19 protein-coding genes and 4 tRNA genes are annotated in these 26,445 nt (G+C 40.2%); 8 read left to right on the forward strand and 15 right to left on the reverse strand.

The genetic code is table 11. From position 1 onward, the window contains the following. Nucleotides 1-30: 30 nt before the first annotated feature. The 7 genes from ABYD77_RS08130 to ABYD77_RS08160 all read right to left on the reverse strand — a co-directional run bounded on the left by ABYD77_RS08130 (nucleotide 31) and on the right by ABYD77_RS08160 (nucleotide 3,478). Nucleotides 31-115, reverse strand: a tRNA-Leu gene (locus ABYD77_RS08130). A gap of 22 nt (nucleotides 116-137) precedes the next feature. Beyond that, a tRNA-Gln gene (locus ABYD77_RS08135) sits at nucleotides 138-212 on the reverse strand. A 37-nt stretch (nucleotides 213-249) separates the two neighbouring features. Beyond that, nucleotides 250-334, reverse strand: a tRNA-Leu gene (locus ABYD77_RS08140). 110 nt (nucleotides 335-444) lie between these two features. Next, nucleotides 445-521 (reverse strand) — tRNA-Met (locus ABYD77_RS08145). A gap of 617 nt (nucleotides 522-1,138) precedes the next feature. Further along, nucleotides 1,139-2,230 (reverse strand): redox-regulated ATPase YchF, encoded by a 1,092-nt coding sequence (gene ychF / locus ABYD77_RS08150; RefSeq protein WP_372768768.1) that lies wholly within the window; start codon nucleotides 2,228-2,230, stop codon nucleotides 1,139-1,141. Nucleotides 2,231-2,262: 32 nt separating this feature from the next. Then, nucleotides 2,263-2,853 carry an aminoacyl-tRNA hydrolase gene (gene pth, locus ABYD77_RS08155; protein ID WP_372768770.1) on the reverse strand — a complete coding sequence of 197 codons (591 nt, stop codon included), beginning with the start codon at nucleotides 2,851-2,853 and terminating at the stop codon, nucleotides 2,263-2,265. A 19-nt stretch (nucleotides 2,854-2,872) separates the two neighbouring features. Continuing rightward, entirely contained in the window at nucleotides 2,873-3,478 is a 606-nt protein-coding gene (locus tag ABYD77_RS08160; protein WP_372768772.1) for a 50S ribosomal protein L25/general stress protein Ctc, read from the reverse strand. Nucleotides 3,479-3,674: 196 nt separating this feature from the next. On the opposite strand from ABYD77_RS08160, the gene ABYD77_RS08165 reads away from it, so the two are divergent. Beyond that, on the forward strand, nucleotides 3,675-5,408 hold the full coding sequence (locus tag ABYD77_RS08165; protein ID WP_372768774.1) for a DEAD/DEAH box helicase family protein: 1,734 nt from the start codon (nucleotides 3,675-3,677) through the stop codon (nucleotides 5,406-5,408). A 559-nt stretch (nucleotides 5,409-5,967) separates the two neighbouring features. On the opposite strand, the gene ABYD77_RS08170 is transcribed toward ABYD77_RS08165, so the two are convergent. The 4 genes from ABYD77_RS08170 to ABYD77_RS08185 form a co-directional block, all read right to left on the reverse strand. Further along, complete coding sequence (locus ABYD77_RS08170; RefSeq protein ID WP_372768776.1) at nucleotides 5,968-7,476, reverse strand: SpoVR family protein; 1,509 nt, start codon at nucleotides 7,474-7,476, stop codon at nucleotides 5,968-5,970. Between the two features lie 15 nt (nucleotides 7,477-7,491). Further along, nucleotides 7,492-8,772: a YeaH/YhbH family protein gene (locus ABYD77_RS08175; RefSeq protein WP_372768778.1), complete on the reverse strand. Its 1,281-nt coding sequence runs from the start codon at nucleotides 8,770-8,772 to the stop codon at nucleotides 7,492-7,494. A 38-nt stretch (nucleotides 8,773-8,810) separates the two neighbouring features. After that, on the reverse strand, nucleotides 8,811-10,733 hold the full coding sequence (locus ABYD77_RS08180; protein WP_372768780.1) for a PrkA family serine protein kinase: 1,923 nt from the start codon (nucleotides 10,731-10,733) through the stop codon (nucleotides 8,811-8,813). A gap of 224 nt (nucleotides 10,734-10,957) precedes the next feature. Further along, nucleotides 10,958-11,539, reverse strand: coding sequence for a Fe-Mn family superoxide dismutase (locus ABYD77_RS08185; RefSeq protein ID WP_010560387.1), 582 nt, complete (start codon nucleotides 11,537-11,539; stop codon nucleotides 10,958-10,960). Between the two features lie 234 nt (nucleotides 11,540-11,773). On the opposite strand from ABYD77_RS08185, the gene ABYD77_RS08190 reads away from it, so the two are divergent. From ABYD77_RS08190 to ABYD77_RS08205, 4 genes are all read left to right on the forward strand, one after another. Continuing rightward, nucleotides 11,774-12,106, forward strand: a complete 333-nt coding sequence (locus tag ABYD77_RS08190; protein ID WP_372768782.1) for a Grx4 family monothiol glutaredoxin — start codon at nucleotides 11,774-11,776, stop codon at nucleotides 12,104-12,106. A 78-nt stretch (nucleotides 12,107-12,184) separates the two neighbouring features. After that, on the forward strand, nucleotides 12,185-13,084 hold the full coding sequence (locus ABYD77_RS08195) for a substrate-binding periplasmic protein (protein WP_372768784.1): 900 nt from the start codon (nucleotides 12,185-12,187) through the stop codon (nucleotides 13,082-13,084). Between the two features lie 476 nt (nucleotides 13,085-13,560). Beyond that, nucleotides 13,561-18,018 (forward strand): glutamate synthase large subunit, encoded by a 4,458-nt coding sequence (gene gltB, locus ABYD77_RS08200; protein WP_372768786.1) that lies wholly within the window; start codon nucleotides 13,561-13,563, stop codon nucleotides 18,016-18,018. A 10-nt stretch (nucleotides 18,019-18,028) separates the two neighbouring features. Then, nucleotides 18,029-19,444, forward strand: a complete 1,416-nt coding sequence (locus ABYD77_RS08205) for an FAD-dependent oxidoreductase (protein WP_372768788.1) — start codon at nucleotides 18,029-18,031, stop codon at nucleotides 19,442-19,444. A gap of 77 nt (nucleotides 19,445-19,521) precedes the next feature. Here ABYD77_RS08205 and recN read toward each other — a convergent pair whose 3' ends face one another. The 3 genes from recN to nadK all read right to left on the reverse strand — a co-directional run bounded on the left by recN (nucleotide 19,522) and on the right by nadK (nucleotide 22,778). Then, nucleotides 19,522-21,189, reverse strand: coding sequence for a DNA repair protein RecN (gene recN, locus ABYD77_RS08210; RefSeq protein WP_372768790.1), 1,668 nt, complete (start codon nucleotides 21,187-21,189; stop codon nucleotides 19,522-19,524). A 158-nt stretch (nucleotides 21,190-21,347) separates the two neighbouring features. Continuing rightward, nucleotides 21,348-21,866, reverse strand: a complete 519-nt coding sequence (locus ABYD77_RS08215) for a hypothetical protein (RefSeq protein WP_372768792.1) — start codon at nucleotides 21,864-21,866, stop codon at nucleotides 21,348-21,350. A 33-nt stretch (nucleotides 21,867-21,899) separates the two neighbouring features. Further along, nucleotides 21,900-22,778, reverse strand: a complete 879-nt coding sequence (nadK, locus tag ABYD77_RS08220; protein WP_372768794.1) for an NAD(+) kinase — start codon at nucleotides 22,776-22,778, stop codon at nucleotides 21,900-21,902. A 71-nt stretch (nucleotides 22,779-22,849) separates the two neighbouring features. Here nadK and ABYD77_RS08225 point away from each other — a divergent pair, with 71 nt between their 5' ends. Together ABYD77_RS08225 and grpE are read left to right on the forward strand one after the other, a co-directional pair. Next, nucleotides 22,850-23,794, forward strand: coding sequence for an HrcA family transcriptional regulator (locus ABYD77_RS08225; RefSeq protein WP_372768796.1), 945 nt, complete (start codon nucleotides 22,850-22,852; stop codon nucleotides 23,792-23,794). Between the two features lie 56 nt (nucleotides 23,795-23,850). Beyond that, complete coding sequence (gene grpE / locus ABYD77_RS08230) at nucleotides 23,851-24,432, forward strand: nucleotide exchange factor GrpE (protein ID WP_372768798.1); 582 nt, start codon at nucleotides 23,851-23,853, stop codon at nucleotides 24,430-24,432. A gap of 71 nt (nucleotides 24,433-24,503) precedes the next feature. Here grpE and ABYD77_RS08235 read toward each other — a convergent pair whose 3' ends face one another. Next, nucleotides 24,504-25,682, reverse strand: coding sequence for a multidrug effflux MFS transporter (locus ABYD77_RS08235; protein WP_372768800.1), 1,179 nt, complete (start codon nucleotides 25,680-25,682; stop codon nucleotides 24,504-24,506). A gap of 202 nt (nucleotides 25,683-25,884) precedes the next feature. Between ABYD77_RS08235 and ABYD77_RS08240 the strand changes: the two genes are divergently transcribed. Then, on the forward strand, nucleotides 25,885-26,445 hold a 561-nt coding region (locus ABYD77_RS08240), incomplete at its 3' end, for a M48 family metallopeptidase (RefSeq protein WP_372768802.1).

The raw sequence follows: 26,445 nt of genomic DNA on the forward strand, positions 1-26,445 counted from the left end.
AAGTGATTAGTTTAGTTCTTATCGAGAACATGGTGCGGAAGGAGAGACTTGAACTCTCACATCCGAAGATACTGGAACCTAAATCCAGCGCGTCTACCAATTCCGCCACTCCCGCAAAAGGTTATCTCTAAAAGAGATGGCTGGAGTACCAGGATTTGAACCTGGGAATGGCGGGATCAAAACCCGCTGCCTTACCGCTTGGCGATACTCCAGCAATGGTAGTAGATAGTTTTAGTTCCTATCAGAACATGGTGCGGAAGGAGAGACTTGAACTCTCACATCCGAAGATACTGGAACCTAAATCCAGCGCGTCTACCAATTCCGCCACTCCCGCATTTTTCTAAAGTAATATTGGAACCTAAATCCAGCGTCTAATTCAAAACGTTGGCCAACTCCGCAACTTTCGTATACTTGAACAAAACTATGGTAGCATGTTTTAAAACATGGTGGCTACGCCCTGATTTGAACAGGGGACCCCATCATTATGAGTGATGTGCTCTAACCAGCTGAGCTACGTAGCCATGTTTTGTTCGTTGTCATCATCGCTGATGCGGGGCGTATTATGCTGATTACCCCCAAATCCGTCAACACCTTTTTTTCAAAAAAATGAATATTCCGAACCGTTTGCGTTTTTTTTATTCGAACTGAACAAAAAACCGTAGAACACACCATTAATTCATTTAAAAATTATACAAACAGCTTTGTTTAATTTTGAATTTAACAGTATAGCTGGATTGATCAATTTGTCTTTTAAACTGTTTATAATTGAATGCAAATATTAAAACAGCGTTTTTTTGCTTAAAAATCATGCGCATTTATCTTTTGTCAGCCACTAATTTATTAAACTCAGCGGTTAAATACAGACTCTATATTAAGTGAATCCAGCTTATAGATAATGTTTAACAGACTTTTTCTAATACATATCACCAATGTTGCTAGCAAAGGTAGATGGCGCACAACGAAATCATCTATTTTGCGTAGCGTAAAAGTAATTTACGTTGGTAACTAAGTTGATTGCTTCTGCTTTATATAGACAACTTTTTGTGTAAATAGAAGGTAATTAATAATGAGTGATTGTAGATTAAACTGTCTGAAACAAAAAAGGCTCGCGATGCGAGCCTTTTCATAAGCGTTTTGCTTATACGTTGAATAAGAAGTTCATTACATCGCCGTCTTTAACAATGTATTCTTTACCTTCTTGACGCATTTTACCTGCTTCTTTAGCACCTGATTCACCTTTGAATTCGATATAATCATCAAATCCAATAGTTTGTGCGCGAATAAAGCCACGTTCGAAGTCCGTGTGGATTTTACCAGCAGCTTGTGGCGCAGTTGCACCAACTGGGATTGTCCATGCTCTAACTTCTTTAACACCTGCGGTGAAATAAGTTTGTAAGTTAAGCAATTCATAGCCAGCACGAATTACACGGTTTAAGCCCGGCTCTTCAATACCTAAGTCTTCCATAAACTCTTTTTTGTCTTCTTCTTCAAGCTCTGAAAGTTCTGACTCAATTTCTGCACATACAGGAACAACAACTGCATTTTCTTTAGCTGCGATTTCACGCACTTTATCTAAGAATGGATTGTTTTCAAAGCCATCGTCATTCACATTAGCAATGTACATTGTTGGCTTGATTGTAAGGAAGTTGATGTATTGAATTGCTGCTTTTTCTTCTTTTTCAAGCTCAAGAGAACGAAGCGTAAGACCTTCATCAAGGTGTGCTTTTACTTTCTCAAGAACAACTAATTCAAATTTTGCCTCTTTATCGCCGCCTTTTGCTTTTTTAGCATTACGTTGTACAGCGCGATCAGCAGCTTCCATATCTGCAAGCACAAGTTCAGTGTTGATAACGTCAATATCGTCTGCTGGGTCAATTTGACCTGCAACGTGAACAATATTTTCATTTTCAAAACAACGAACAACATGACCAATTGCATCCGTTTCACGGATGTTTGCTAAAAATTGGTTACCTAAACCTTCACCTTTCGATGCACCTTTAACAAGGCCTGCAATATCAACAAATTCCATTGTTGTTGCTAATATTTTTTGTGGATTTACGATTGCAGCTAGTTGATCTAGGCGTGCATCAGGAACCGCTACCACACCTGTATTTGGCTCGATAGTACAAAATGGAAAGTTAGCAGCTTCAATTCCAGCCTGCGTTAATGCATTAAAAAGTGTTGATTTACCTACATTAGGAAGACCAACAATGCCACATTTAAAACCCATAATTTTAAACCTTAAACTAAGTTAAACCAGCCTTAGGCGACTGGTTTAAATGTATGTAATCTGTTTTGTGCTTTTAACACACCGTCTTTTGCTAGTATTTCCATGCAGCGAACTGCCTCGTCTACTACATCGTCAATCAAAGCCTGATCTGCACTTGGTGCTTTGCCAAGTACCCAACCAGTTACTTTGTCTTTGTGACCAGGATGACCAATACCAATTCGCAAACGCATAAATTCTTTTTGATTTGCCATTTTACTAATAATGTCTTTTAGTCCGTTATGGCCTCCGTGTCCACCACCTTTTTTTAATTTGGCGATGCCCGGCTCAAGGTCCATTTCATCGTGAGCGACTAAAATATTTTCAACAGGTATCTTGTAAAAATTGGCTAAACTACTGACAGCTTTACCACTTAAATTCATATAGGTAGTCGGGATCAGTAATTTGAATTCTTGATTTTTGATGATCACTTTGCCAACTAGGCCGTGATGTTTAGAATCGTGTTTGAGAATACAGTTGTAGCGTTTGGCAAGTTCTTCGATAAACCATGCACCAGCATTGTGACGGGTTTTTGCGTATTCGGGGCCTGGATTAGCCAGGCCCACAAGCATTTGAATATTATTCAAGGTGCTAACACCTTAATAATTATTCTGCAGCTTCTTCAGCAGCAGCTGCGCCTTTAGGAGCGTTTAAAGTCACAACAGCTTGGTCGTGATCTGCGCCTTTAGCAAGCTCAACTGAAACAACACCAGCTGGAAGTGCGATGTCAGAAAGGTGTACAGTTGCACCAACTTCGATAGCAGCTACGTCAACTTCGATGAACTCAGGAAGTTGTGCTGGAAGACATGTAACGTCGATTTCTGTTACGTGGTGAGCAACAGTGTTACCGCCTTTAGTTGCAGCTTCTTCGTTGATGAAGTGTACAGGAACCTTAGTGTGGATCTTGTGGTTAGCGTCAACGCGTTGGAAATCTAAGTGCATAACTTTAGGCTTGAACGGGTGACGTTGGATATCTTTAAGGATAGCTTCAACTTTTTCACCGCCAATGTTTAAAGTAAGGATGTGGCTGTAGAAACCTTCATCTTCTTGCGCTTTGATCACTTTGTTGTGAGCTAAAGTTAGAGATACAGCTTCTTTTTCTGCACCGTAAAGAACAGCAGGAACTTTGTCAGCACGGCGTAGGCGGCGGCTCGCACCAGTACCTAAGTCAGAACGTACTTCTGCATCTAATGTGTATAATTCGTTAGACATAAATGTCTCCAATATTAATTTAAAGTAAGTTGAAAGCTTCGCGACCAAAGCTCTCACCTAAAAAAGGCGCGCTATAGTAACACTGCCACCTGATAAAAGAAACCTTTATTGTGGTTTTAAATAGGGCGTTAAATTTCATGATTTCTAAGCAAAGTGGCATAATCACATATCAGTGATAGATGTAAGCAAGTTAACTGTGGTGTACCAACTAAGACCTTATCAACAAGAAGCGGTAGAAAAGACCCTTACACATTTTCGTAAATCGAATAGCTCGGCAGTGATTGTTTTACCCACAGGTTCAGGTAAAAGCTTAGTAATTGCTGAGCTTGCAAGGCTTGCACGAAAGAAAATTTTAGTGATAACCCATGTTAAAGAATTAGTGGAGCAAAACCACGAAAAGTACGAAAGTTTTGGTTTAAAAGCGAGTATTTATTCCGCAGGGCTTAAACAAAAGTCGCTTGCTCATCAAGTTACGTTTGCCAGTGTGCAGTCATTGGGAAATAACCTCGATGCGCTAAATGATGAATACTCATTGATTATTATTGATGAATGTCACCGTGTTTCTGGTGATGAACATACCCAGTACCAAAAATTAATATCTCATATTAAAAGTAATAATTCGGCGCTCAAAGTATTAGGTCTAACAGCCACGCCTTATCGTTTAGGATCGGGCTTTATTTATCGCTTTCACTATCATGGTTTTGTTAGAGGGGATGAAAACGCGCCTTTTGAGCACTGTATTTATGAGTTACCACTAAGGTACATGATTAAACATAATTACCTTACACCGCCAAAACTGATAAATGCTGCGATTACTCACTATGACTTTGATTCACTCAATAAAGATGCGTTTGGCCGCTACAGCGAAAAGGACATCAACCAGCTATTAAATGACAATCAACGGGCAACAAAAGCCATTATTGATCAAGTAGTAACCTTATCTGTTGAGCGTTATGGCGTAATGATATTTGCATCAACCATTCAGCATGCGCAAGAAATTATGAGCTATTTGCCAAGCGATGAAACGGCTCTTGTGATTGGTGAAACGCATAATTCTGAACGTGATGCGATTATTCGCAAGTTTAAAGCAAAGCAAATTAAATACTTGGTTAATGTTTCTGTGCTTACAACCGGTTTTGATGCACCGCACGTCGATTTTATCGCAATATTAAGGCCGACAGAATCGGTGAGTTTGTATCAACAAATTGTGGGACGGGGTTTACGCTTAGCAGAAGGTAAAAGTGACTGCTTAGTGATTGACTATGCGGCAAATGGCTTTGATTTATTTCACCCTGAGGTAGGAACAATAAAACCCAATAGAGATAGTGAGCCAGTACAGGTGCTTTGCCCTGGTTGTGGCTTTGCTAACACTTTTTGGGGCAAAACTGATAGTGATGGCAAAGTGATTGAACATTTTGGCAGACGTTGCCAAGGTATTCTAGACGATGGCGACTCTAGTGAGCAGTGTGATTTTCGCTTTCGCTTTAAAGAGTGTGAACACTGCGGTGCACAAAACGATATTGCCGCAAGGCAATGTCATCAGTGCCATCAACCTATTGTGGATCCTGATGACAAGTTACGCGATGCACTTAATTTAAAAAATGCGATGGTATTGCGAGTAAGTGGCATACAATTAGAAGCGTTAAATCAACGCTTAAAAGTAACTTACTATGATGAAGATGGTGCAGAAGTGAGAGAATTTTTCAGCTTGTCTTCTGAAAGAGCAGCGCGTTATTTTAAACACCTTTTTTTGCGTTTGGGTGTCACAACAAACATTGATTTTACGAATCCTAACTCAGTTGTTAACGAACAAGCATTACTTAAAGTGCCGGACTTTGTAGTGGCAAAAAGAGATAAAGGAAAATACAAAGTGATAGAACGTATTTTTGATTATCAAGGACAGTTTAGAAAGGCCAATCAGCTCTATTAAAGTTTTATTTTAATAGAATTAAGTATTAGGAGTGGTTCAAGGAAAAGGTCAAACTAAACAAAAAGAAAGTGGCTAGAGGTGATATTTTCAATTAATTTTCGTACGGGTAACATTGTCTTTAATCTGTTTATTGATTCTAGAAGCTATTGCATTGTCTGTTTTTATCAAATGATGTAACCGAGTATTTGTAGTATTTCAACGAAAAACAGTTTCATTAGGTTAATGGTGATATGACGCCAGTAGCATTTTAGCAACATCTTTCATAAAAGAGCCTTGATTACTTGCGCATAACATAGTCACCCCTTGATATCACCTGACCCTTTGAGTGTTTATGGGGCCTTATAAGCCTGATTTAAGGGCCAAATTATTGGATCTAGCAATCGATACTGCTCCATTAAATATGCTTTTTATTACTGGTTCATTATTACGCTATCTACAAAGATGATGCAGCAATAAACGAGTAGCTTGAGTGAGTAGATAGAGTCGGTGCCTGTAAAATTGTATAGCATCTGAGTAGAGAATTAAAAGGCTGATAAACAGCCTTTTAAAACAAAATATATTAAACGTTGTCAGCGGTTGCAAGCGGGCAGCGTGCAAGCTCTTTTATTTCGCCACTCTCGGTTTCCTGTTCCAATATCACATCAAAACCCCAAAGGCGATAAAGGTGTTTTATCACTTGGTCTTTTGTATTTGCTAACGGAATATCGTTATGCGGTGTATAGCGTAATGTAAGTGAACGATCGCCACGAATATCTACATTAAACACTTGAATGTTTGGTTCCAAATTACTCAAGTTGTATTGCTCTGATAATGCTTGGCGTATAGCCCGATAGCCAGACTCATTATGAATTGCACTAACTTCTAAATGGGTTTCTTTTTCATTATCTAAAATCGAAAAGAATTTAAAATCTCGCATTAGTTTGGGTGATAAAAATTGGCTAATAAAACTCTCATCTTTAAAGTTTTCCATTGCAAAATGCAGAGTATCCAGCCAATTACTACCAGCAATTTCGGGGAACCAATATTTATCTTCTTCAGTCGGGTTTTCACAAATGCGGCGAATATCGACCATCATGTTAAAACCAAGCGCGTAGGGGTTAATACCAGAATAATAGGGTGAATTATAAGGAGGCTGATACACCACATTAGTATGCGATTGCAGCACTTCTAGCATAAAGGCATCACTTAACTTGCCCTCATCATATAAGTGATTAAGCAAGGTGTAATGCCAAAATGTAGCCCAACCTTCATTCATCACTTGGGTTTGTTTTTGTGGGTAAAAGTACTGTGAAATTTTGCGCACAATACGAATAATTTCTCGCTGCCAAATTTCCAATAGCGGTGCACGCTTCTCAATAAAGTAGAGAATGTTTTCTTGCGGTTCACTAGGAAAACGCGCTTTTTGTGTTTCAGCTTCGTTATGTTGTGACGGAATCGTCTTCCACAGCTCGTTTACTTGTGATTGCAAATAATCTTCGCGTTCTTTTTGCCGTTTTTGTTCTTCAAAAAGGGATATTTGCTGCGGGCGTTTGTAACGGTCAACACCATAGTTCATTAATGCGTGGCAGGAGTCGAGCAACTTTTCCACTTCATCTACACCGTATTTTTGCTCGCATTCGGCAATATAATTTTTGGCAAATAGTAGGTAGTCGATAATTGAACTGGCATCTGTCCATGTTTTAAATAAGTAATTGCCTTTGAAAAAAGAGTTGTGCCCATAGCATGCATGCGCCATAACCAGCGCTTGCATTGGCATGGTATTTTCTTCCATTAAATACGCGATACAGGGATCTGAATTGATCACAATTTCATATGCGAGCCCCATGGCCCCGCGTTTGTAGTTTTGTTCTGTTTGAATGAATTTTTTGCCAAATGACCAGTGACTGTAACCAATTGGCATACCCACACTGGAGTAGGCATCCATCATTTGCTCAGCGGTGATAACCTCAATTTGATTTGGGTAAGTGTCAAGGCGATAAATTTTTGCAACTCTAGCAATCTCGGTTTGGTATTCCCCGAGTAAATCGAATGTCCAATCAGGACCATCGCTTAGTATGTTTCTACTCATAACTAGTCCTTTTAATTAAGCTACATCTGCGGTTGCATCTTTCTTAAATAGCTCTCTGAATATTGGGTAAATATCTTCCACAGATTTAATATGTTGAATGGCAAAGTTTTCGTGAGTATCTGCAAGTACTTGGTATTCGCGCCACAAGCTTTGGTGCGCTCGTGTGGTAATTTCGATATACGCATAATAACGAGTAACAGGCAGGATTTTATTGGTGAGCCAGTCACTGCATTGCGGTGAATCATCAGCCCAATTGTCACCATCTGAAGCTTGAGCCGCATAAATGTTCCATTGTTCAGAGTCGTAGCGCTCTTTAATGATTTCATCCATTAACTTCAATGCGCTAGAGACTATGGTGCCGCCTGTTTCTTGCGAATAGAAGAATTCGTGTTCATCGACTTCTTTCGCTTGGGTATGATGCCTTATATAAACAACTTCAATGTCTTTGTATGTTCTGGTAAGAAATAGATAAAGCAAAATATAAAAGCGCTTTGCAGTTTCTTTGGTTGCTTGATCCATCGAGCCAGACACATCCATCAAACAAAACATCACTGCTTTTGAACTTGGCTCTGGGCGTTTTTCATAGTTTCGAAAGCGTAAATCAAAAGTATCTATAAAAGGCACTGTGGATATTTTATTTTTTAATTGCTCAATTTCTTTTTCAAGTAGGGCAATTTCACTTTGATTCTCTTTCTTATTTTTTTGTAACTTCGCAAGCGTTTCTTCTAGCTCAGCTAAGTGACGTTTTTTACCTGCGGTCATGGCAATGCGTCTTGCCACTGAGCCTTGCAATGAACGTACAATATCAATATTGGAAGGTACGCCATCGTTACTGTAGCCAGCTCGGTGCGTTTTCATCTGAACAAGCTTATTAAGCTGATTCTTTTTAAGGTTGGGCAGTGCTAAATCTTCAAAAAGTAAATCTAAGTATTCGTCTTTTGAAATTGAAAATACAAAATCATCTTGGCCTTCACCTGAATCACTGGCATCGCCTTCGCCAGCCCCTTGACCTTGGCCGCCAAGAGGACGTTTTATTTTGTCCCCTTGACTAAATTGATCATTACCAGGGTGCACCATTTCCCGTTTTCCACCTTTTCCTTGGTGGAAAATCGGTTCTTGCATATCACGGCTAGGAATCGAAATGCTTTCGCCGTTCTCAACGTCTGTCACGCTTCGTTTGGCAATTGCATCGGACACTGCCTCTTTTATCTGGCGTTTGTAACGTCGAATAAAACGTTGGCGGTTAACCGTGTTTTTGTTTTTTCCATTTAAGCGTCGGTCAATAAAATGTGCCATACACGCCTCCGTAAGTCTTAGTTACAATTACTACTTAATTACTGCGACTTACGAACGCGTAAATACCATTCACTGAGCAAGCGAACTTGTTTCGCGGTGTAGCCTTTTTCGACCATACGATTAACAAAATCCTCATGTTTTTGCTGATCTTCAGCACTGGTTTTCGCATTAAATGAAATAACTGGAAGCAAGTCTTCGGTATTTGAAAACATTTTCTTTTCGATGACCGTTCTTAGTTTTTCATAACTTGTCCAAATTGGGTTTTTGCCATTGTTATTGGCACGTGCTCTAAGCACAAAGTTAACAATCTCATTACGGAAATCTTTTGGATTTGAAATGCCCGCTGGTTTTTCAATTTTCTCAAGTTCAGCATTCAGTGCTGCTCTATCAAATAATTGGCCAGTATCAGGGTCGCGGAATTCTTGATCTTGGATCCAGAAGTCGGCATAAGTGACGTATCGGTCAAAGATATTTTGTCCGTATTCTGAATAAGATTCCAAATAAGCGGTTTGAATTTCCTTACCAATAAACTCTACGTATTTAGGAATTAAAAATCCTTTTAAGAACTCAAGATAGCGTTCTTGCGTTTCTTGTTGGAACTGCTCACGTTCAATTTGTTGTTCAAGCACATAGAATAAATGCACAGGGTTCGCTGCAACTTCGGTGTGGTCGAAATTAAATACACGAGACAAAATCTTAAACGCGAAACGTGTTGATAGCCCATTCATGCCTTCATCAACACCGGCATAATCTTTGTATTCTTGATAAGATTTCGCTTTGGGATCAGTGTCTTTTAGGCTTTCGCCATCATACACGCGCATTTTTGAATAAATGCTTGAGTTTTCAGGCTCTTTAATACGCGAAAGAACGGAGAATTGCGCGAGTGTTTCGAGCGTACCTGGTGCACATGGCACATCGTTAAGTTCTGAGTGTTGCAGAAGCTTATCGTAAATCTTAATTTCTTCGGAAACACGTAAACAATAAGGTACTTTTACAATGTAAACACGGTCTAAAAATGCTTCATTGTTTTTATTACCTTTAAATGTTTTCCATTCTGACTCATTAGAGTGAGCTAAAATCATGCCGTTAAAGGGCAGGGCAGACAGACCCTCAGTACCGTTATAGTTACCTTCTTGGGTTGCTGTTAATAATGGGTGAAGCACTTTAATAGGTGCTTTAAACATTTCAACAAACTCCATCAAACCTTGGTTTGCATGACAAAGGGCACCTGAGTAGGCATAGGCATCAGCATCATTCTGTGCAAAGTGTTCGAGCTTGCGAATATCCACTTTACCAACTAGCGCACTGATATCTTGATTGTTCTCATCACCAGGTTCGGTTTTGGCAATAGCCACTTGATCAAGAATCGATGGATAGCGCTTAACTACTTTAAATTGAGTGATGTCACCATTGAATTCATGAAGACGTTTTGTCGCCCATGGTGACATGATGGTTTTGATATAGCGGTTGCTAATGCCATATTCTTTTTCAAGAATTTCACCATCTTCAACAGGGTCAAACAGGCAAAGAGGGTGATCATTTACGGGCGAGCCTTTTAATGAGTAAATTGGCACTTTTTGCATTAAATACTTTAATTTTTCAGCTAGTGACGACTTACCACCGCCTACTGGACCGAGCAAATAAAGTACCTGTTTGCACTCTTCAAGCCCTTGTGCAGCATGTTTTAAATAAGCCACAATTTGTTCAATACTTTCTTCCATGCCATAAAATTCTTTAAAGGCAGGGTAGCGCGGGATCACTCGGTTAGAAAAGATACGACTCAGGGTGGGATCTTGTGATGTATCCACCATTTCAGGTTGACCAATCGCCATTAATAGCCGCTCAGCTGAGCTAGCATAGGCTGATTTGTCTTCTTTACAGATCTCAAGAAACTCGGCAATAGTAAATTCTTCTTCTTTTGCGGCTTCGTAACGAGATTGAAAATGATCAAAAATTGTCATAGAGACCTCCTAAATACCGGAAAGTTTGCAACTGCAATAAAACTAGCCACTATTAATAAGGTTAGACGGGATTTTTGAATGTGCGAGATAAATAAAAGATATTTAAAGAAAAATCTTTAATATTTTTCAGAGCGTTGAATAATATGCAATAGTAGGTGGGGTTTTCTTGTGGTAGACAAGAAATGTTAGTAAAGCAAAGGTGCTTTACTAACATTGGCAACAAATTAAGCTAGGTTTGCGTTTGCAAATTCCCAGTTAACTAGCGCCCAGAAACCGTTTAGGTATTCAGGACGAACGTTACGGTAATCGATGTAATAAGCGTGTTCCCAAAGGTCAACAGTGATAATTGGTGTTACACCAGCTTCTGTAAGTGGTGTTGCAGCATTTGAAGTGTTAACGATATCTAGGCTGCCGTCAGCTAGTTGTACTAACCACGTCCAGCTTGAACCAAAGTTGTTAACCGCTTTGTCGTTGAAAGCAGCTTGGAATTCAGCGAAAGAACCCCATTTTGCGTTGATTAGCTCTGCAACTTTACCAGTTGGTTCACCACCACCATTTGGAGATAGGCTGTTCCAGTAGAAAGTGTGGTTCCAGATTTGAGCTGCGTTGTTAAATACACCGCCTTCTGAGCTACATACTACTTCTTCAAGTGTTTTACCTTCGAAGTCAGTGCCTTCAACTAAACCATTTAGCTTTACAACGTAAGTGTTGTGGTGCTTGCCGTGGTGGAATTCTAGAGTTTCTTTTGAGATATGCGGCTCAAGCGCATCGATTGCATAAGGTAGTGACGGTAGTTCAAAAGCCATTTTATTTCTCCGTTGGCGTTAAAATGCGGACAACTTTTTACATGAAGATGTCCGATATAAGTGTTAAACTATACCCGAGTATTTTACTCAAGTTTTTATAAACAGCAATGCTAGATAAAAATTTGCGGTTATTTTATAGTCAGTTAGTCACTGTTAAACCACAAATTCAGGCAAATAGCATAGTATTAACTTAAAGAAAATTCACCTTATGTGACTAGGGTGTCGAGGTAGTAAATGGAAACTTTAGATAAGATCAAACAACAAATCGCAGAAAATTCGATTCTACTGTACATGAAAGGCTCTCCAAAATTACCGAGCTGCGGTTTTTCATCACAAGCTTCACAAGCGCTTATGGCATGTGGCGAGCAGTTTGCGTATGTTGATATTCTTCAAAATCCAGATATCCGTGCAGAGCTACCAGCTTATGCAAATTGGCCTACATTCCCGCAGTTATGGGTAGAAGGTGAACTAATTGGTGGTTGTGACATTATTGTTGAAATGTTCCAACGCGGTGAGTTACAGCCGTTAATTGCTGAAGTTGTAGCGAAAACTAAAGAAGCAGAATAAAAATAGTATTTAACTACTGATTGATTCTGCTCAATTTTTGCTAAGCTTAAAGCATTGAATTGATGCTTTAAGCTTAACATGATGTACCCAAGCCGTTTTTTCTACTTTTTAATTCCTCTTCTTATCTTTATCAATCAAAGTTTTGCTAATAGCGAATACTTTTCATATCAGCATCAACAACAAGTTAAAACGCTGGAAGTTAAACAAGCTTCAACAAATCGATTTGAAGTGGGTCCACCATCACAAAAACAATTACGTCTTGTAACACTTGATTGGCCACCTTATATAGACAGAAATATATGTGGTAAAGGCTGGGTTTTCCAATTCACCGCAGCGCTTTTTCATGAGCTCGGCTACAGTATGAGCGTTGAATTTTTTCCATGGGCGCGTTCTGTGCGAATGGCTGAGTTAGGGCAAGCGGATATTTTGTTTCCTGAATACTTTATTGAAGCCACAGCGCCAAGTGATGTGATTGCAAATAGCTTTCGTATTAACAATCTTACGCTCTCAGCTCCTTATGCTGGTGGCTTAGTCGGCCTTATTACACGTGCTGATTTTAGTACTCCCTATGATGGTACTTTAAAAACCATTCAAGGTGCTAAAATAGGGGTTGTGAGAGGTTATCAGAACACCCCAGAATTTGATAAGCATCTTGATTTGGGTTTTTTTAACGCAATTGAAGCACGTGATGATGCACAAAACTTAAAAATGCTGTTAGCAGGGCGTGTTGATTATATTGTGGCTGATCCTAATGTAGCTAATTATCTGCTTGAGCATAGTAAAAGTGAGTACAAAAACACCATTAAGCTGGTTAACCCACCTTTTCAAGAAAATGACTTTTATTTTGCTATTAGTAAAAAGTCCAGTCAGTGGCAAACATTACAAACTAAAATAAACTCAAAACTCGCCGAGTTTATTGACTCAGGCACACTTGCCTCAATTCAACAAAATGCAGGAAACTGCTCATCTGCCAAGTAAATCAATTTTTAATCTGCAAGTTTATTCAACTTAAAAAAGCAAAACTCGGTTAATTGGTATTACCATGAATAATTATTCAGATATATGCATAGTTTACGTTTACGTAAACTACATTTGCGACTTATTTTTATTTACATGATATTAATATGATACCGGTGTCAAAGTGATCAAAATAATTTAAAAACCCTTTTCATGGGCGCTTAAGCGGTACTTTTGTTGAATTTATGTATAAATGAAAAATATTCAATAAGATGAATATATATTCATAATTGTATTGACTATATACCTTATCTTGGTTAATTTTGAGAATCGCGCAGGTGAACACACGGCAAAACCACTTATGCAACCTTTGTTTCGCGTTAACAAAAATGTTGCGACTTCTCGAACTGAAATATTTGTTCGATAGGGTTAAGCCAACACTTCCGTCAATCACAACTGTATTGTTCACTTAAGCTGTAGCAAGGGAGGAGTCCAACATGTTATATGACTCGAAATTAGAAAAAGATAATTGCGGTTTTGGCCTTATCGCGCATATTGAAGGTCAACCGAGTCACAAATTAGTTCGCACGGCGATTACAGGGTTAGATCGAATGCAGCACCGAGGTGGTATTGCCGCAGATGGCAAAACAGGTGATGGTTGTGGCTTACTATTCCAAAAGCCAGATAGCTTTTTCAGAGCGGTAGCTGCTGAAAATGATTGGCACTTAGGTAAAAACTATGCAGTTGGTATGCTTTTCCTAAGTCCAGATCCTGTTATTGCACAGCAAAATAAACAGATTATTAGTGATGAATTAGAAAAAGAAACACTTACCTTAGTGGGTTGGCGTGATGTGCCAGTTAATCCTGCGAGTCTAGGGCCAATTGCACTTGAGCAGTTACCTAGTTTCCAACAGATTTTTATCTCAGCGCCGGAAGGTTGGCGCCCGAAAGATTTAGAGCGTCGCTTGTACATTGCAAGACGCCGCATTGAAAAGCAAATCAATGATGAGCATTTCTATATTGCAAGCTTGTCAGGCTTGGTAACGGTTTATAAGGGCTTAATGATGCCTGCTGATTTACCAAACTTTTACCTTGATTTAGCTGATATGCGCATGGAGTCTGCAATTTGTGTATTCCATCAACGCTTTTCTACTAATACGCAGCCGCGTTGGCCGCTTGCGCAACCGTTTAGGTATTTAGCGCACAATGGTGAAATCAATACCATTGAAGGTAACCGTCAGTGGGCGAGAGCACGTGCTTACAAGTTTTCTTCGCCATTATTACCCGATTTACAATCAGCAGCACCGTTTGTTAACGAATCTGGCTCTGATAGTTCGAGCCTAGATAACATGCTTGAGTTGTTTTTAGCGGGCGGTATGGATATTTTCCGTGCGATGCGAATGCTTGTGCCACCTGCATGGCAAAAAAACCGTGCGATGGATGAAGATCTCCGCGCATTTTATGATTTTAACTCAATGCATATGGAGCCTTGGGATGGTCCGGCTGGCCTTGTAATGTCAGACGGTCGCTTTGCTGCCTGTAACCTTGACCGTAATGGTTTGCGCCCAGCACGTTATGTTATCACTAAAGATAATCACATTACCTTAGCCTCAGAAGTGGGTATTTGGAACTACACAGCTGACGAAGTAAAAGAAAAAGGCCGCGTAGGGCCTGGTGAGTTATTAGTAATTGATACGCTGCATGGCAAAGTATGGCAATCATCAGAAATTGATGAAGATTTAAAAGCACGTCACCCTTATAAAGCATGGCTTAGTGATAATGTTAAACGTTTAAAGCCGCTTGAGGACCTTGAAGACAAAAACCTTATTGGCCAACGTGAATTTGACGATGAATTGCTCGCTGTTTACCACAAACAATTTGCTTATAGTAATGAAGAGCTAGACCAAGTTATCCGTCCAATGGGTAATTCGGGCCAAGAAGCGACAGGCTCGATGGGGGATGACACGCCATTTGCTGTGCTTTCATCGCAATCTCGTTTAGTGTATGACTATTTCCGTCAGAAGTTTGCGCAGGTAACTAACCCGCCAATCGACCCATTACGTGAAAATCATGTAATGTCACTGGCCACATGTATTGGCCGTGAACAAAATGTGTTTAATGAAACAACGGGTCACGCAAAACGTTTACAGTTTTCTTCGCCGGTACTTACGTACTCTGATATGACACAGCTTTTATCGGCTGATCAGGCGCATTATTCGTTTGCATCATTGTCTATTAACTACGATAAAAATGAATCGTTACTGTCCGCTATTGAAACCGTGTGCGATCAAGCAGAAGAGCTGGCTCGTCAAGGTACCGTGTTAATTGTGTTAAGCGATAAAGGCTTAACACCAGATACATTACCAATTCCAGCTGCAATGGCAGTTGGTGCAGTACAGCGTCGTTTAGTAAGTAAAAACTTACGTTGCGATACAAACATCATTATTGAAACAGCGAGCTGTCGTGACCCACACCAATTTGCGGTGTTGTTAGGATTTGGTGCAACGGCGATTTATCCGTATTTAGCCTATGAAACACTGACACAAATGGTTGATAACGGTAGCTTAGATAAATCATACCGAGATGTAACCTTGGCTTATCGCAATGCGATAAACAAAGGCTTATACAAAATCATGTCGAAGATGGGCATTAGCACAGTTGCAAGTTATCGCTGCTCAATGTTGTTTGAAGCTGTAGGGCTTAGCGATGAAGTCATTGACCTTTGTTTCTCGGGAGTGGTATCACGTATTCAAGGCGCTGATTTTAGCGACTTCCATCAAGATTTACTGAACCTATCACGTAAAGCTTGGATTAAGCGTAAACCACTTGATCATGGTGGATTATTAAAATACGTGCATAACGGTGAATACCATGCGTATAACCCAGATGTTATTCAAACATTGCAAGTAGCGGTACGTTCGGGCAATTACCAAGACTACGAAAAATACGCAGATTTAGTAAATAATCGTCCTGTGACCAACATTCGTGATTTATTAAAACTAAAAACAGATCAAACCGCAATTGATGTAAGCGAAGTGGAAGATGCGACAGAGTTATATAAACGTTTTGATTCTGCAGCGATGAGTATTGGTGCGTTATCACCAGAAGCTCACGAAGCGTTAGCAATCGCTATGAACCGCTTAGGTGGCTGTTCTAACTCGGGTGAAGGTGGTGAGGATGTAGCACGTTACGGTACTGAAAAGAACTCACGAATCAAGCAAGTTGCTTCAGGCCGTTTTGGTGTAACACCACATTACCTTAAAAATGCCGATGTAATTCAAATTAAGGTAGCGCAAGGTGCAAAACCAGGCGAGGGTGGTCAGTTACCAGGTGAAAAAGTAACACCATACATTGCTAAGCTGCGTTACTCAGTACCTGGTGTCACGTTAATTTCGCCACCGCCACATCACGATATTTATTCTATTGAAGATTTGGCGCAATTGATATTCGACTTAAAGCAAGTTAATCCAGATGCAATGATTTCAGTCAAACTGGTATCTGAGCCAGGTGTTGGCACGATTGCTACAGGTGTTGCCAAAGCGTACGCAGACCTAATTACAATTGCAGGCTACGACGGCGGTACAGGTGCATCACCATTAACGTCTGTTAAATATGCAGGTTGTCCTTGGGAGTTAGGCCTTGCTGAAACGCAACAAGCGCTTGTTGAAAATGGTTTAAGACACCGTATTCGTCTGCAAACAGATGGCGGTTTAAAAACCGGTTTAGACATTATTAAAGCGGCAATTTTAGGTGCAGAAAGCTTTGGTTTTGGCACGGGTCCAATGGTTGCGCTGGGTTGTAAATACTTACGAATCTGTCATTTAAATAACTGCGCAACCGGTGTTGCAACGCAAGACGAAACATTGCGTGCTAAGCATTATCATGGCTTACCAGAAATGGCGATGAACTACTTTAAGTTTATTGCTGAGGAAGCCCGTGAAATTATGGCAAGTTTAGGTGTTCGTAAACTAGTGGACTTAATTGGTCGCACCGATTTACTAGAAGTGCTTGAAGGTACAACTGCAAAACAAAGTAAGCTCGATCTTTCGCCTGTAATTGCAACACCAAATAATAAAAGTGGTGAAACGCTCTATTGTAGCGCTGCTAATACTTCGCATTATGAAGGTAAGTTAAACGAGCAATTACTAGCACAAGCAAAAGAGGCAATTGATAGCAAAACATCTATCAAGCTTCGCGCTGCAATTCGTAATACCGACCGTTCAATAGGCGCGTTGTTGTCTGGTTATATTGCGGATCAACATGGTAATCAGGGCCTAGCTGCTGATCCAATTATTATTGAGCTGCAAGGCACAGCAGGGCAATCGCTTGGTGTTTGGAATGCCGGTGGTTTAGAACTACATGTAACTGGCGATGCTAATGACTATGTTGGTAAAGGCATGGCGGGCGGTAAAATTACACTACGCCCACCAATTGGTTCATCGTTTAAATCTCATTTAGCAACCATTGCTGGTAATACTTGTTTATATGGTGCAACAGGTGGACGCTTATTTGCTGCAGGTCGCGCTGGTGAACGTTTTGCGGTACGTAACTCGGGTGCAATCGCAGTGGTTGAAGGCTTAGGCGATAATGGCTGTGAATATATGACAGGCGGTATTGTGTGTGTGCTAGGGGATACAGGCATTAACTTTGGTGCTGGTATGACAGGTGGCTTCGCTTATGTGCTTGATGAAAAGGGTGACTTTGATAAACGCATCAATACAGAGTTAGTAGAGCTAGTAGAACTTGAAGACTTAAATATTCATCATGAGCATTTACGCGGTTTAATTGGCGAACATTTAGAGGCAACGCAGTCGAATCGTGCTGAAGAAATTCTCGCTGATTTTGAGCATTTCATTAGCAAGTTTAGATTAGTTAAGCCTAAATCAAGCGATGTTCAAGGATTACTTGGTCACAGAGCACGTTCAAGTGCTGAACTTAGAATACAGGCGCAATAGGAGAAGTAGTATGTCGCAAAACGTATATCAATTTATCGATGTGCAACGTGTCGATCCGCGTAAAAAGCCTATTTCGTCACGTAAAAAGCAGTTCGTTGAAATTTATGAGCCATTCTCGGCGAAGCAAGTAGATTCGCAAGCAGATCGTTGTTTAGATTGCGGAAATCCATATTGTGAATGGAAGTGCCCAGTGCATAACTACATTCCACAATGGCTGAAGTTAATTAAAGCGGGCAAAGTAATTGAAGCTGCTGAGCTATCTCACCGTACTAATAGCCTTCCCGAAGTGTGTGGGCGTGTTTGCCCGCAAGATAGACTATGCGAAGGCGCATGTACGCTGAATGACGAGTTTGGTGCTGTGACCATTGGTAATATCGAAAAGTATATTTCTGATACTGCTTTCGCAATGGGTTGGAAGCCTGATATGTCGCATGTGGTTTGGAGCGACAAGAAAGTAGCTATTATTGGTGCCGGTCCCGCAGGGTTAGGTTGTGCTGATATTCTAGCGCGCAATGGTGTAAAACCTGTGGTATTTGATCGTCATCCAGAAATTGGTGGCTTACTGACTTTTGGTATTCCGTCATTTAAACTCGAAAAGTCGGTGATGGAAAATCGCCGCGAGATATTTACAGGCATGGGTGTTGAATTTGTACTTAACACGGAAGTTGGAAAAGACATTGCACTTCAAACAATCATTGATGAATACGATGCAGTCTTTTTAGCCGTTGGTACCTATCAAAACATGCGTGCGGGTCTTGAAAATGAAGATGCTGATGGTGTGTATGATGCATTGCCGTTCTTAATTGCCAATACCAATTACCAAATGGGTTACGATAATAACTCCGATGCGTATATTAATATGCAAGGCAAGCGTGTAGTGGTACTTGGTGGTGGTGATACAGCGATGGACTGTGTGCGCACTTCAATTCGACAAGGCGCTAGCAGCGTAGTGTGTGCTTACCGTCGTGATGAAGCAAATATGCCAGGTTCTGTACGTGAAGTAAAAAATGCCAAAGAAGAAGGCGTTGAGTTTATGTTTAATGTGCAACCTAAGGGCGTAGTACTAAATGACAGCGGTAAAGTTACTGGTGTTAAAATGGTTAAAACGCAACTTGGTGAGGCGGATCAAAATGGTCGTCAACGTGCTGAAGAGGTTGCTGGTTCAGAGCACATTTTGCCTGCCGATGCTGTGATTATGGCGTTTGGTTTCCAACCTCATGCAATGCCTTGGCTCAGCGAGTTCGATGTTGAACTAGACAAGTGGGGACGCATTGTTGCGCCAGAACAAGGTGCATTTACTCACCAAACATCTAACCCAAAAATCTTTGCTGGTGGTGATGCAGTTAGGGGCTCTGACTTAGTGGTTACCGCTATTTATGAAGGGCGAAATGCTGCAGAAGGTATTATGGATTATCTAGAAGTGTAATCATGCTAGATAAGCTTTACTAAGAAATTAAAAAGGTGGGCATAGCCCACCTTTTTGTTATTTGAAAATTTTATCGCTTAGTGATATTGCGATAACAATTCAGAGGCATTAGTGCGTGTAATATCACTGATATTTGTACCACCTAGTAAACGTGCAATTTCATCAATACGGCCTGTGTTATCAAGTACTGTCATGCGCGTATTAGTTTGTTTACCATCGTCAGTTTTACTGACAAAAAATTGGTTATGACCACTTGATGCTACTTGCGGTAAGTGAGTTACACAGATTACTTGCGTACTCTTTCCTAACTGACGAAGCAGTTTACCTACAGCTGAAGCGGTTGGTCCTGAAATACCCACGTCTACTTCATCAAAAATAAGCGTTGGAGTGGTCATCTTGTCAGCAATGATCACTTCAATAGCAAGGCTAATTCGAGAAAGCTCACCGCCAGACGCTACTTTATGTAGTGGTTGTAAGCGTTGCCCCGTATTAGCAGCAACCTGAAAATCAACCGTGTCAGACCCTTTACTACTAGTAACCGAGTCTTGCTGTTCGATGCAAATCGAAAATTTTGCATTTTCCATCGACAAGCTGACAAGCGATTTGGTGACTTGCTCTGATAGTGCCTGTGCCGCGGCTGAGCGACTTTCAGAAAGCACGCCAGCGCAAGCATAATAATGCTCTTTTGCTTTGACTATTTCAGCTTCTAACTCATTAAATCGCTCATCGTTTTGCTCTATATTGGCAAGGCTTTGTTGTAACTCGGCATGCAAGTTTGGCAATTCTTCCGGAGTAATATCATGTTTTCTAGCTAAATCAAGCGCACGTGATATACGTTCATCAAGCTCAGATAATTGGCTTGGATCCATTTCAACACTGTCTTGATAATGGCTTAGTTCACGAGCGGCTTCTTCAAGCGTGATACCTGCTTCAAAAAGTAAGTCAGCAATAGGTGCAAGCTTCTTATCAAGGCTTGCAAGCTCTGCTATTTGGTTTGCGCTTGATTGCACCATTGAGTAAGCGTTGTAGTTATCTTGTTGATAGATAATTTGTAGTTCTTTTTGAGTGCCTTCTAACAACGAATTTGCATTGCTTAATAGGGTGTGTTGTTGTTCAATTTCTTCATACTCGCCAGTGGCTAATGCAAACTCATCTAATTCAGCAACCTGGTACTCAAGCAGTTGTTTTTCAGCTGCAGCCTGTTGTAGCGTTTGAGCTAACTGTTTTTGCTCTCGCTCCAGCGATTGTAATTGGTTGTAAGCAGTTTTAACTTCGTTTAATAGCTCAGTGTGACCAGCAAAGCTGTCGACTACAGACAGTTGATAGTTCGCTTTATTTAGCTGCTGATGTGCATGTTGGCCATGAATTGAAATCAATAAATTGCCAAGCGTTTTTAACTGACCGGCAGGTACCATAACCCCGTTTATAAATGCTTTGCTGCGGCCATTTGCTGCAACCACACGACGAATTACGCACTCGCTGTTATCGCCAAGTTCGTGCTCATTTATAAATTGTTTTGCCGCAGGTAAGTGTTGAATATCAAATACTGCAGATACTTGCGCTTTATCTGCGCCTTCTCTGACCATCGAGGCTTCTGCGCGCTCGCCTAAACAAAGAGAAAGCGCGTCAATCGCAATAGATTTACCCGCACCAGTTTCCCCCGTAATAGTGGTCATGCCTGATTGCCACTCGATATCAAGGTGTTCAACAATTGCAAAATTTGTTACTTGTAATGACGTTAACATAACTGATTATCCATACAGTACATTAACTGGTAATTTATACAGTAAATAAAAAATAGGCAAGTTAAAAATTACGATTATTTTAGTTGGATTTACGTGGATTAAATTTATAGGTAGGGGAGAAGTGCTAAACTGTTAGCACTTCAGATTCATTTACAATATTAAACTTCAGTTTCAAGCAGCGATTCTTCTGCCTCTTCATTTATGGTTTGATACTGAGTGGTGATTACTTGCTGGCTTAAAGACGGCAATTGATGTAAATAAAAGTCACTATTAAACTGATGACCAGCAGACGGTAATTGCTCTGTAAAGGCATAAATTTGTTTGCTAAGTAGTAATTTATCTTCTGCAAGCTCAAACTTACTTAATTCCACTTCAAAAAGATCGGTTAAGTGGCCAATTATTTTTTCGTAATTGCTAATATTTTCTTCGTTCTTACTTTGCATAACAAAAAAATTATTGCTGATTTTCATCAAGCTACTTGAATCTTTAGGCTTAATAATACGCGCTTTGCTGTAGTTTTGGATTACTTGTTGGTAGCGCGAGCTGACAATGTCAATCCGTTCATTTTGTTGTTGTTTTTCAAGCGCAATGGCTTTTTTTCGGTTATTGTCTATCACTAAAAAAGTAGTTAATAAAACGATTAATAAAACGGTGGCTAAGAATACAACAAACCCCATTTTTTACTTTCCTTTCTAACGTTGAAGTTTAAGTTAATATAATCTGCTGCCCCAGTTTAACTTCTGGCGCAAAACATTGTAATACGAATATTTGCTTGGATGCACTAAACGTAAGTGTTGTTCACTGCGTTTAATGACAATTTCATCACCCGCTAAAACAGCGAGTACCACATGGCTATCACAGCTTACTTGAAGGTCAACATCGTTGGCCGGGCTAAGCACTAATTTCACTTCACTATTTGCGTCGACTACCAGCGGACGGCTAGTAAGAGTATGCGGGAACATAGGCACTAACGAAATAGCATTGAGTTTTGGGTTTAAAATTGGCCCGCCACCTGAAAGGCTATAGGCAGTAGAGCCTGTTGGTGTTGATACAATAAGCCCATCTGACTTTTGCGAAAACACAAATTCGCGGTCAATAAATGCTTCAAACTCAATCATGTGAGCAACTTTATTGGCGTGAAGTACTGCTTCGTTTACCGCGGTATTGGAGCTTTTTAGCTTTTCATGGCGGTAAATTTCAACTTCGAGTAAAAAGCGTTTTTCCTCACTAAATTTACCCGCCAATACTTGCTCTAGTTCGCGCTCAAAATTATCAGGGTCAAGATCGGTTAAAAAGCCGAGATTACCGCGGTTAACCCCAATTACTGCAATATCAAAGCGAGCAAGTACGCGTGCAGCACCTAGCATATTGCCGTCGCCGCCCACAACAATGGCTAAGTCGCAATTGCGGCCAATCTCAACAAGTGATGAACTAAATTCCTCACCCACTAAAGGTTCAGCTACACGATTTTCAACATACACTTGATAGCCAAGTGCCGTTAAAAATGTGTGCAATTTAGCTAAGGTAATTGCAGCACCTTTATGATTAGGTTTACCAATCAATCCAATGTTATTAAATACTTGTGCCATAAAATCGTCGCTGATAAAGTCGTGCCTACAGTATATCTTGATTTTTTATCATCAGGCCATAAATAATAAACATGAAATTAAGCGCCCGTGATCAACTTATTTTTTCTGCCGTAATGGACTTGTATTGCAATGGTGAAGGCACACCTGTTGCCTCTAGCCATATTGTTAAGCAGAAACAAATTAACATCTGTAGTGCAACCGTGCGAAATGCCATGGCGCGCATGGAAAAATGTGGGCTGTTATACGCTCCGCATACCTCTTCTGGGCGTGTTCCTACTGAGCTTGGCTTTAGTTATTGGTTTGATGAGTTTTTTCAGCTTTCTGAAATTGCCCATTATTGGCAACCATCGGCACAACAACTTACTGAATTTTCGCATCGCTTAAGCCAACTGTATCAAGTTTGTGTTTTAGTGAGTCTGCCTGAAGCTATGCAGCAGCATATTTACCGCGCAGAAGTGCTTGATTTCAGTGTGGAAAATTGGCTTATTTTACTCTTTGATAGAGAAGGCAATAGTCAGAACATTCAAATAGCAAAACCGCGTGAAGCCAATGATGCTTTACGTAATCAGTTTAATGCATGGCTAAACACCGTTTTTTCAGGACACAACCTCGCAGAAGGGTTACGCCGCATGGCTGCAATGCGTCAAAGTGCGCCGATGTTTTGTCATGGCTCCCTTGGTATGTGGATTAAAGCTTTGGCAGAACAATTACAAGTTGAAAACAGCATTGTGATTGGCAGTCACTATTTATATGGCGATTTATCGACAGAACAACTTAACCAAGTAGGCGCGCCTTTTTTAGATTATGTTGAACAAAAGCTTGCTTTGAAAATGGGAATCTCTGTGATGTATCAAGATAAGTTGCCCATCGCTGAGCTTGACGATTATCTATTACTGAGTATTCCTTACTTTTCACAAGAAATATATCAAGGGCGTTTGTGTGTACTTTGTCCAAGGTCGGCGAAAATTGAAGCAATTATTAATGAAATATCGATTAATTGCGCAATTAACTCTTGAAAGGCATTTTTCCATCCCCATAATTAGCATCAGTTGTAAAGATTCGGAGAGTATCAATGTCTGAGCAAAATAATCAGCCAGAGCAAGAAGTAGAAGCACAGGAAAACCTTGAGCAAGTAGCTGAAGAACTTCAAGGTGGTGAAGAGTTAAGCGCAGAAGCTGAAATCGCAGTATTAAATGCGGAGCTTGAAGCAGCTAAACAAACAATCGAAGAGCAAAAAGACAGTGTTATTCGCGCTGCGGCAGAAGTAGAAAATATGCGTCGCCGTGCGGCACAAGATGTTGAAAAAGCACATAAGTTTGCACTAGAAAAGTTTGCAAATGAACTATTACCAGTGCTTGACAACTTAGAGCGTGCGATTGAGTTTGCTGACAAAGAGAATGAAGCAGTAAAGTCTGTTATCGAAGGCGTTGAGATGACAGCAAAAAGCTTTGTTGACGCTGTTGCTAAGTTTGGCGTTGAAGTTGTATCACCACAAGGTGAAGCATTTAACCCTGAATTCCACCAGGCAATGTCAATTCAACCATCTGCTGATGTAGCTCCAAACACCGTGATTGCAGTAATGCAAAAAGGTTACCTACTTAATGGTCGTTTACTTCGTCCAGCCATGGTAATGGTATCGAAAGCGGCTGAATAATCAGCCCTAAATTAAAAAAAGCTGTAACTTGGTTACAGCTTTTTTTATGTCTGTTTTGTTATTTCTTGTTTTTAGTGACCAAACTTAAGCTGTTTTAATTGGCAAATTAAAATACCACTTAAAGCAATCGCCATGGCAACTGCAAAGCCAGTGCTTGGCGGTAATGGAATAAACGCTAAAATTGGCCCAGCAAGTGCGCCACTGCCAAAACGCAAGGTACCAATTACCGCAGTTGCTGTACCAGACTTCTTTTTAAAATTAATTAAAATAAGGGCATCAGCATTGGTCGCCATAATGCCTAAGCTCATCATCAACGGAGCAATAAACGCCGCTACTAAATACACATTTTCTGTAAAAGTACTGACAAAAATTAAGCATGTTACAGAAACAAAGCTCACCATCAGCCCGAGATTTAACATCTTGCGAGAACCAAATCGCGGTACCAAGCGTGTATTAATAAAATTACCCAACATCAGTGCTAAAACATTAAAGGCGAAAAGTACGCCAAATTCGGTTTCACTGACTTTAAAGTGCGCCATATAAATCGCTGAAACTTTAGTTAAAAAACAAAAGAAAGCAAACGAGGCGAGCATTGAAATCACAATATCAAAACGTGCCTTGTGATTTGTTAATACGATTCGATAATTTGATAAAAATAAAGCTGCCCCTCTCAATTTACTCGGGTGAATGGGTACTTCTTGCAAAAAGAAATAAGCAAGCGTGAATAACACTAAAGCATAGAGTGTTAAAGCGTAAAAAATCGCATGCCAATGCCAAGTGATCATTAATACACTGCCTATACTAGGTGCAAGCAATGGCGCTAACATCATGATCATTGAGACATATGACATACCTTTTACGGTGTTTTCTTGGTACATATGGCGAATAATGCCGGGCACCACAACGGTAACTGCGGAACCAAAAAATGCTTGCGCGAATCTAAGTGCAATAAACGTATCAATTGATTTTGTTACCGTAAGTAAAAATGAACATAAGGCAAAACCGATTAAGCCAAACAGGGCAAAAAGTCGTCTTCCGTTTTGATCTATTAGTGGCCCAAAGAGCATCATACCTATGGCATAACCGGCCAAGTAGCTGCTCAAAGAAAGTTGTACATTTGCCATATTTGTATCGAAATAAGCGGAGATTGCGACAAATGCCGGCAAGTAAAGGTCAATTGCAAGTGGGGTCGTTGCCACCAGTGCAGACAAAAGAGGAAGGATTGATTTTGAAAGGATTTTATCAGTCACGGAAATTCTTAGTTTGGGTATAGTGCTTGTTCATTTTACGTGTAAAATAAAGTCTTTGAAACTATGAGCTGTGAATAGCAACAGTCAAAATGTAACAGTGTATTAAGGCATTTTAATTTATTACTTAGCAATCGTTTTTATTGCAGTGTGTAAATGCTTAAGTACCAATTTAGCAGCGCAAAATTACACTAGGGAAAAGGGTATGAAACTATCTCATTTAGTGATTTCAATTTCATTAGCAGCAACGCTAGTTGGGTGTAAATCAAGTCCAACTGGGCGAACTCAAATTGCAATGTATTCTGAAGCTGAAATGAATCAACTGGGCAAGCAAAGTTTTGCGCAAATGAAAAAGCAACAACCGATTAATAATAACACTAAGATTAATCGTTATGTTCAGTGTGTTGCTGATAATGTGATTTCTGTTCTGCCAGCAAAATATGCCAAACAGCAATGGGAAGTTGTGGTGTTTGAAGAACCATCTGCAAATGCGTTTGCATTACCAGGCGGAAAAATTGGAGTGCATACAGGTCTTTTAAAAGTGGCAAAAGGGCAAGATCAACTTGCAACTGTATTAGGCCATGAAGTAGGTCATGTAATTGCAGAGCACTCTAACGAGCGTATGACCGCAGCTGGTATTAAGCAAGCAAGTCTTCAAGTTGCAGATGCTTACAGTCGCTCACAAGGCAACCGCTTGCACAATGAAACCATGATGGCTTTGGGCCTTGGTACCGAATATTTAGGCATGATGCCATTTAGCCGTATG

It is taken from the genome of Pseudoalteromonas sp. (assembly GCF_041629635.1).
In the GTDB taxonomy this organism is placed as follows: domain Bacteria; phylum Pseudomonadota; class Gammaproteobacteria; order Enterobacterales; family Alteromonadaceae; genus Pseudoalteromonas.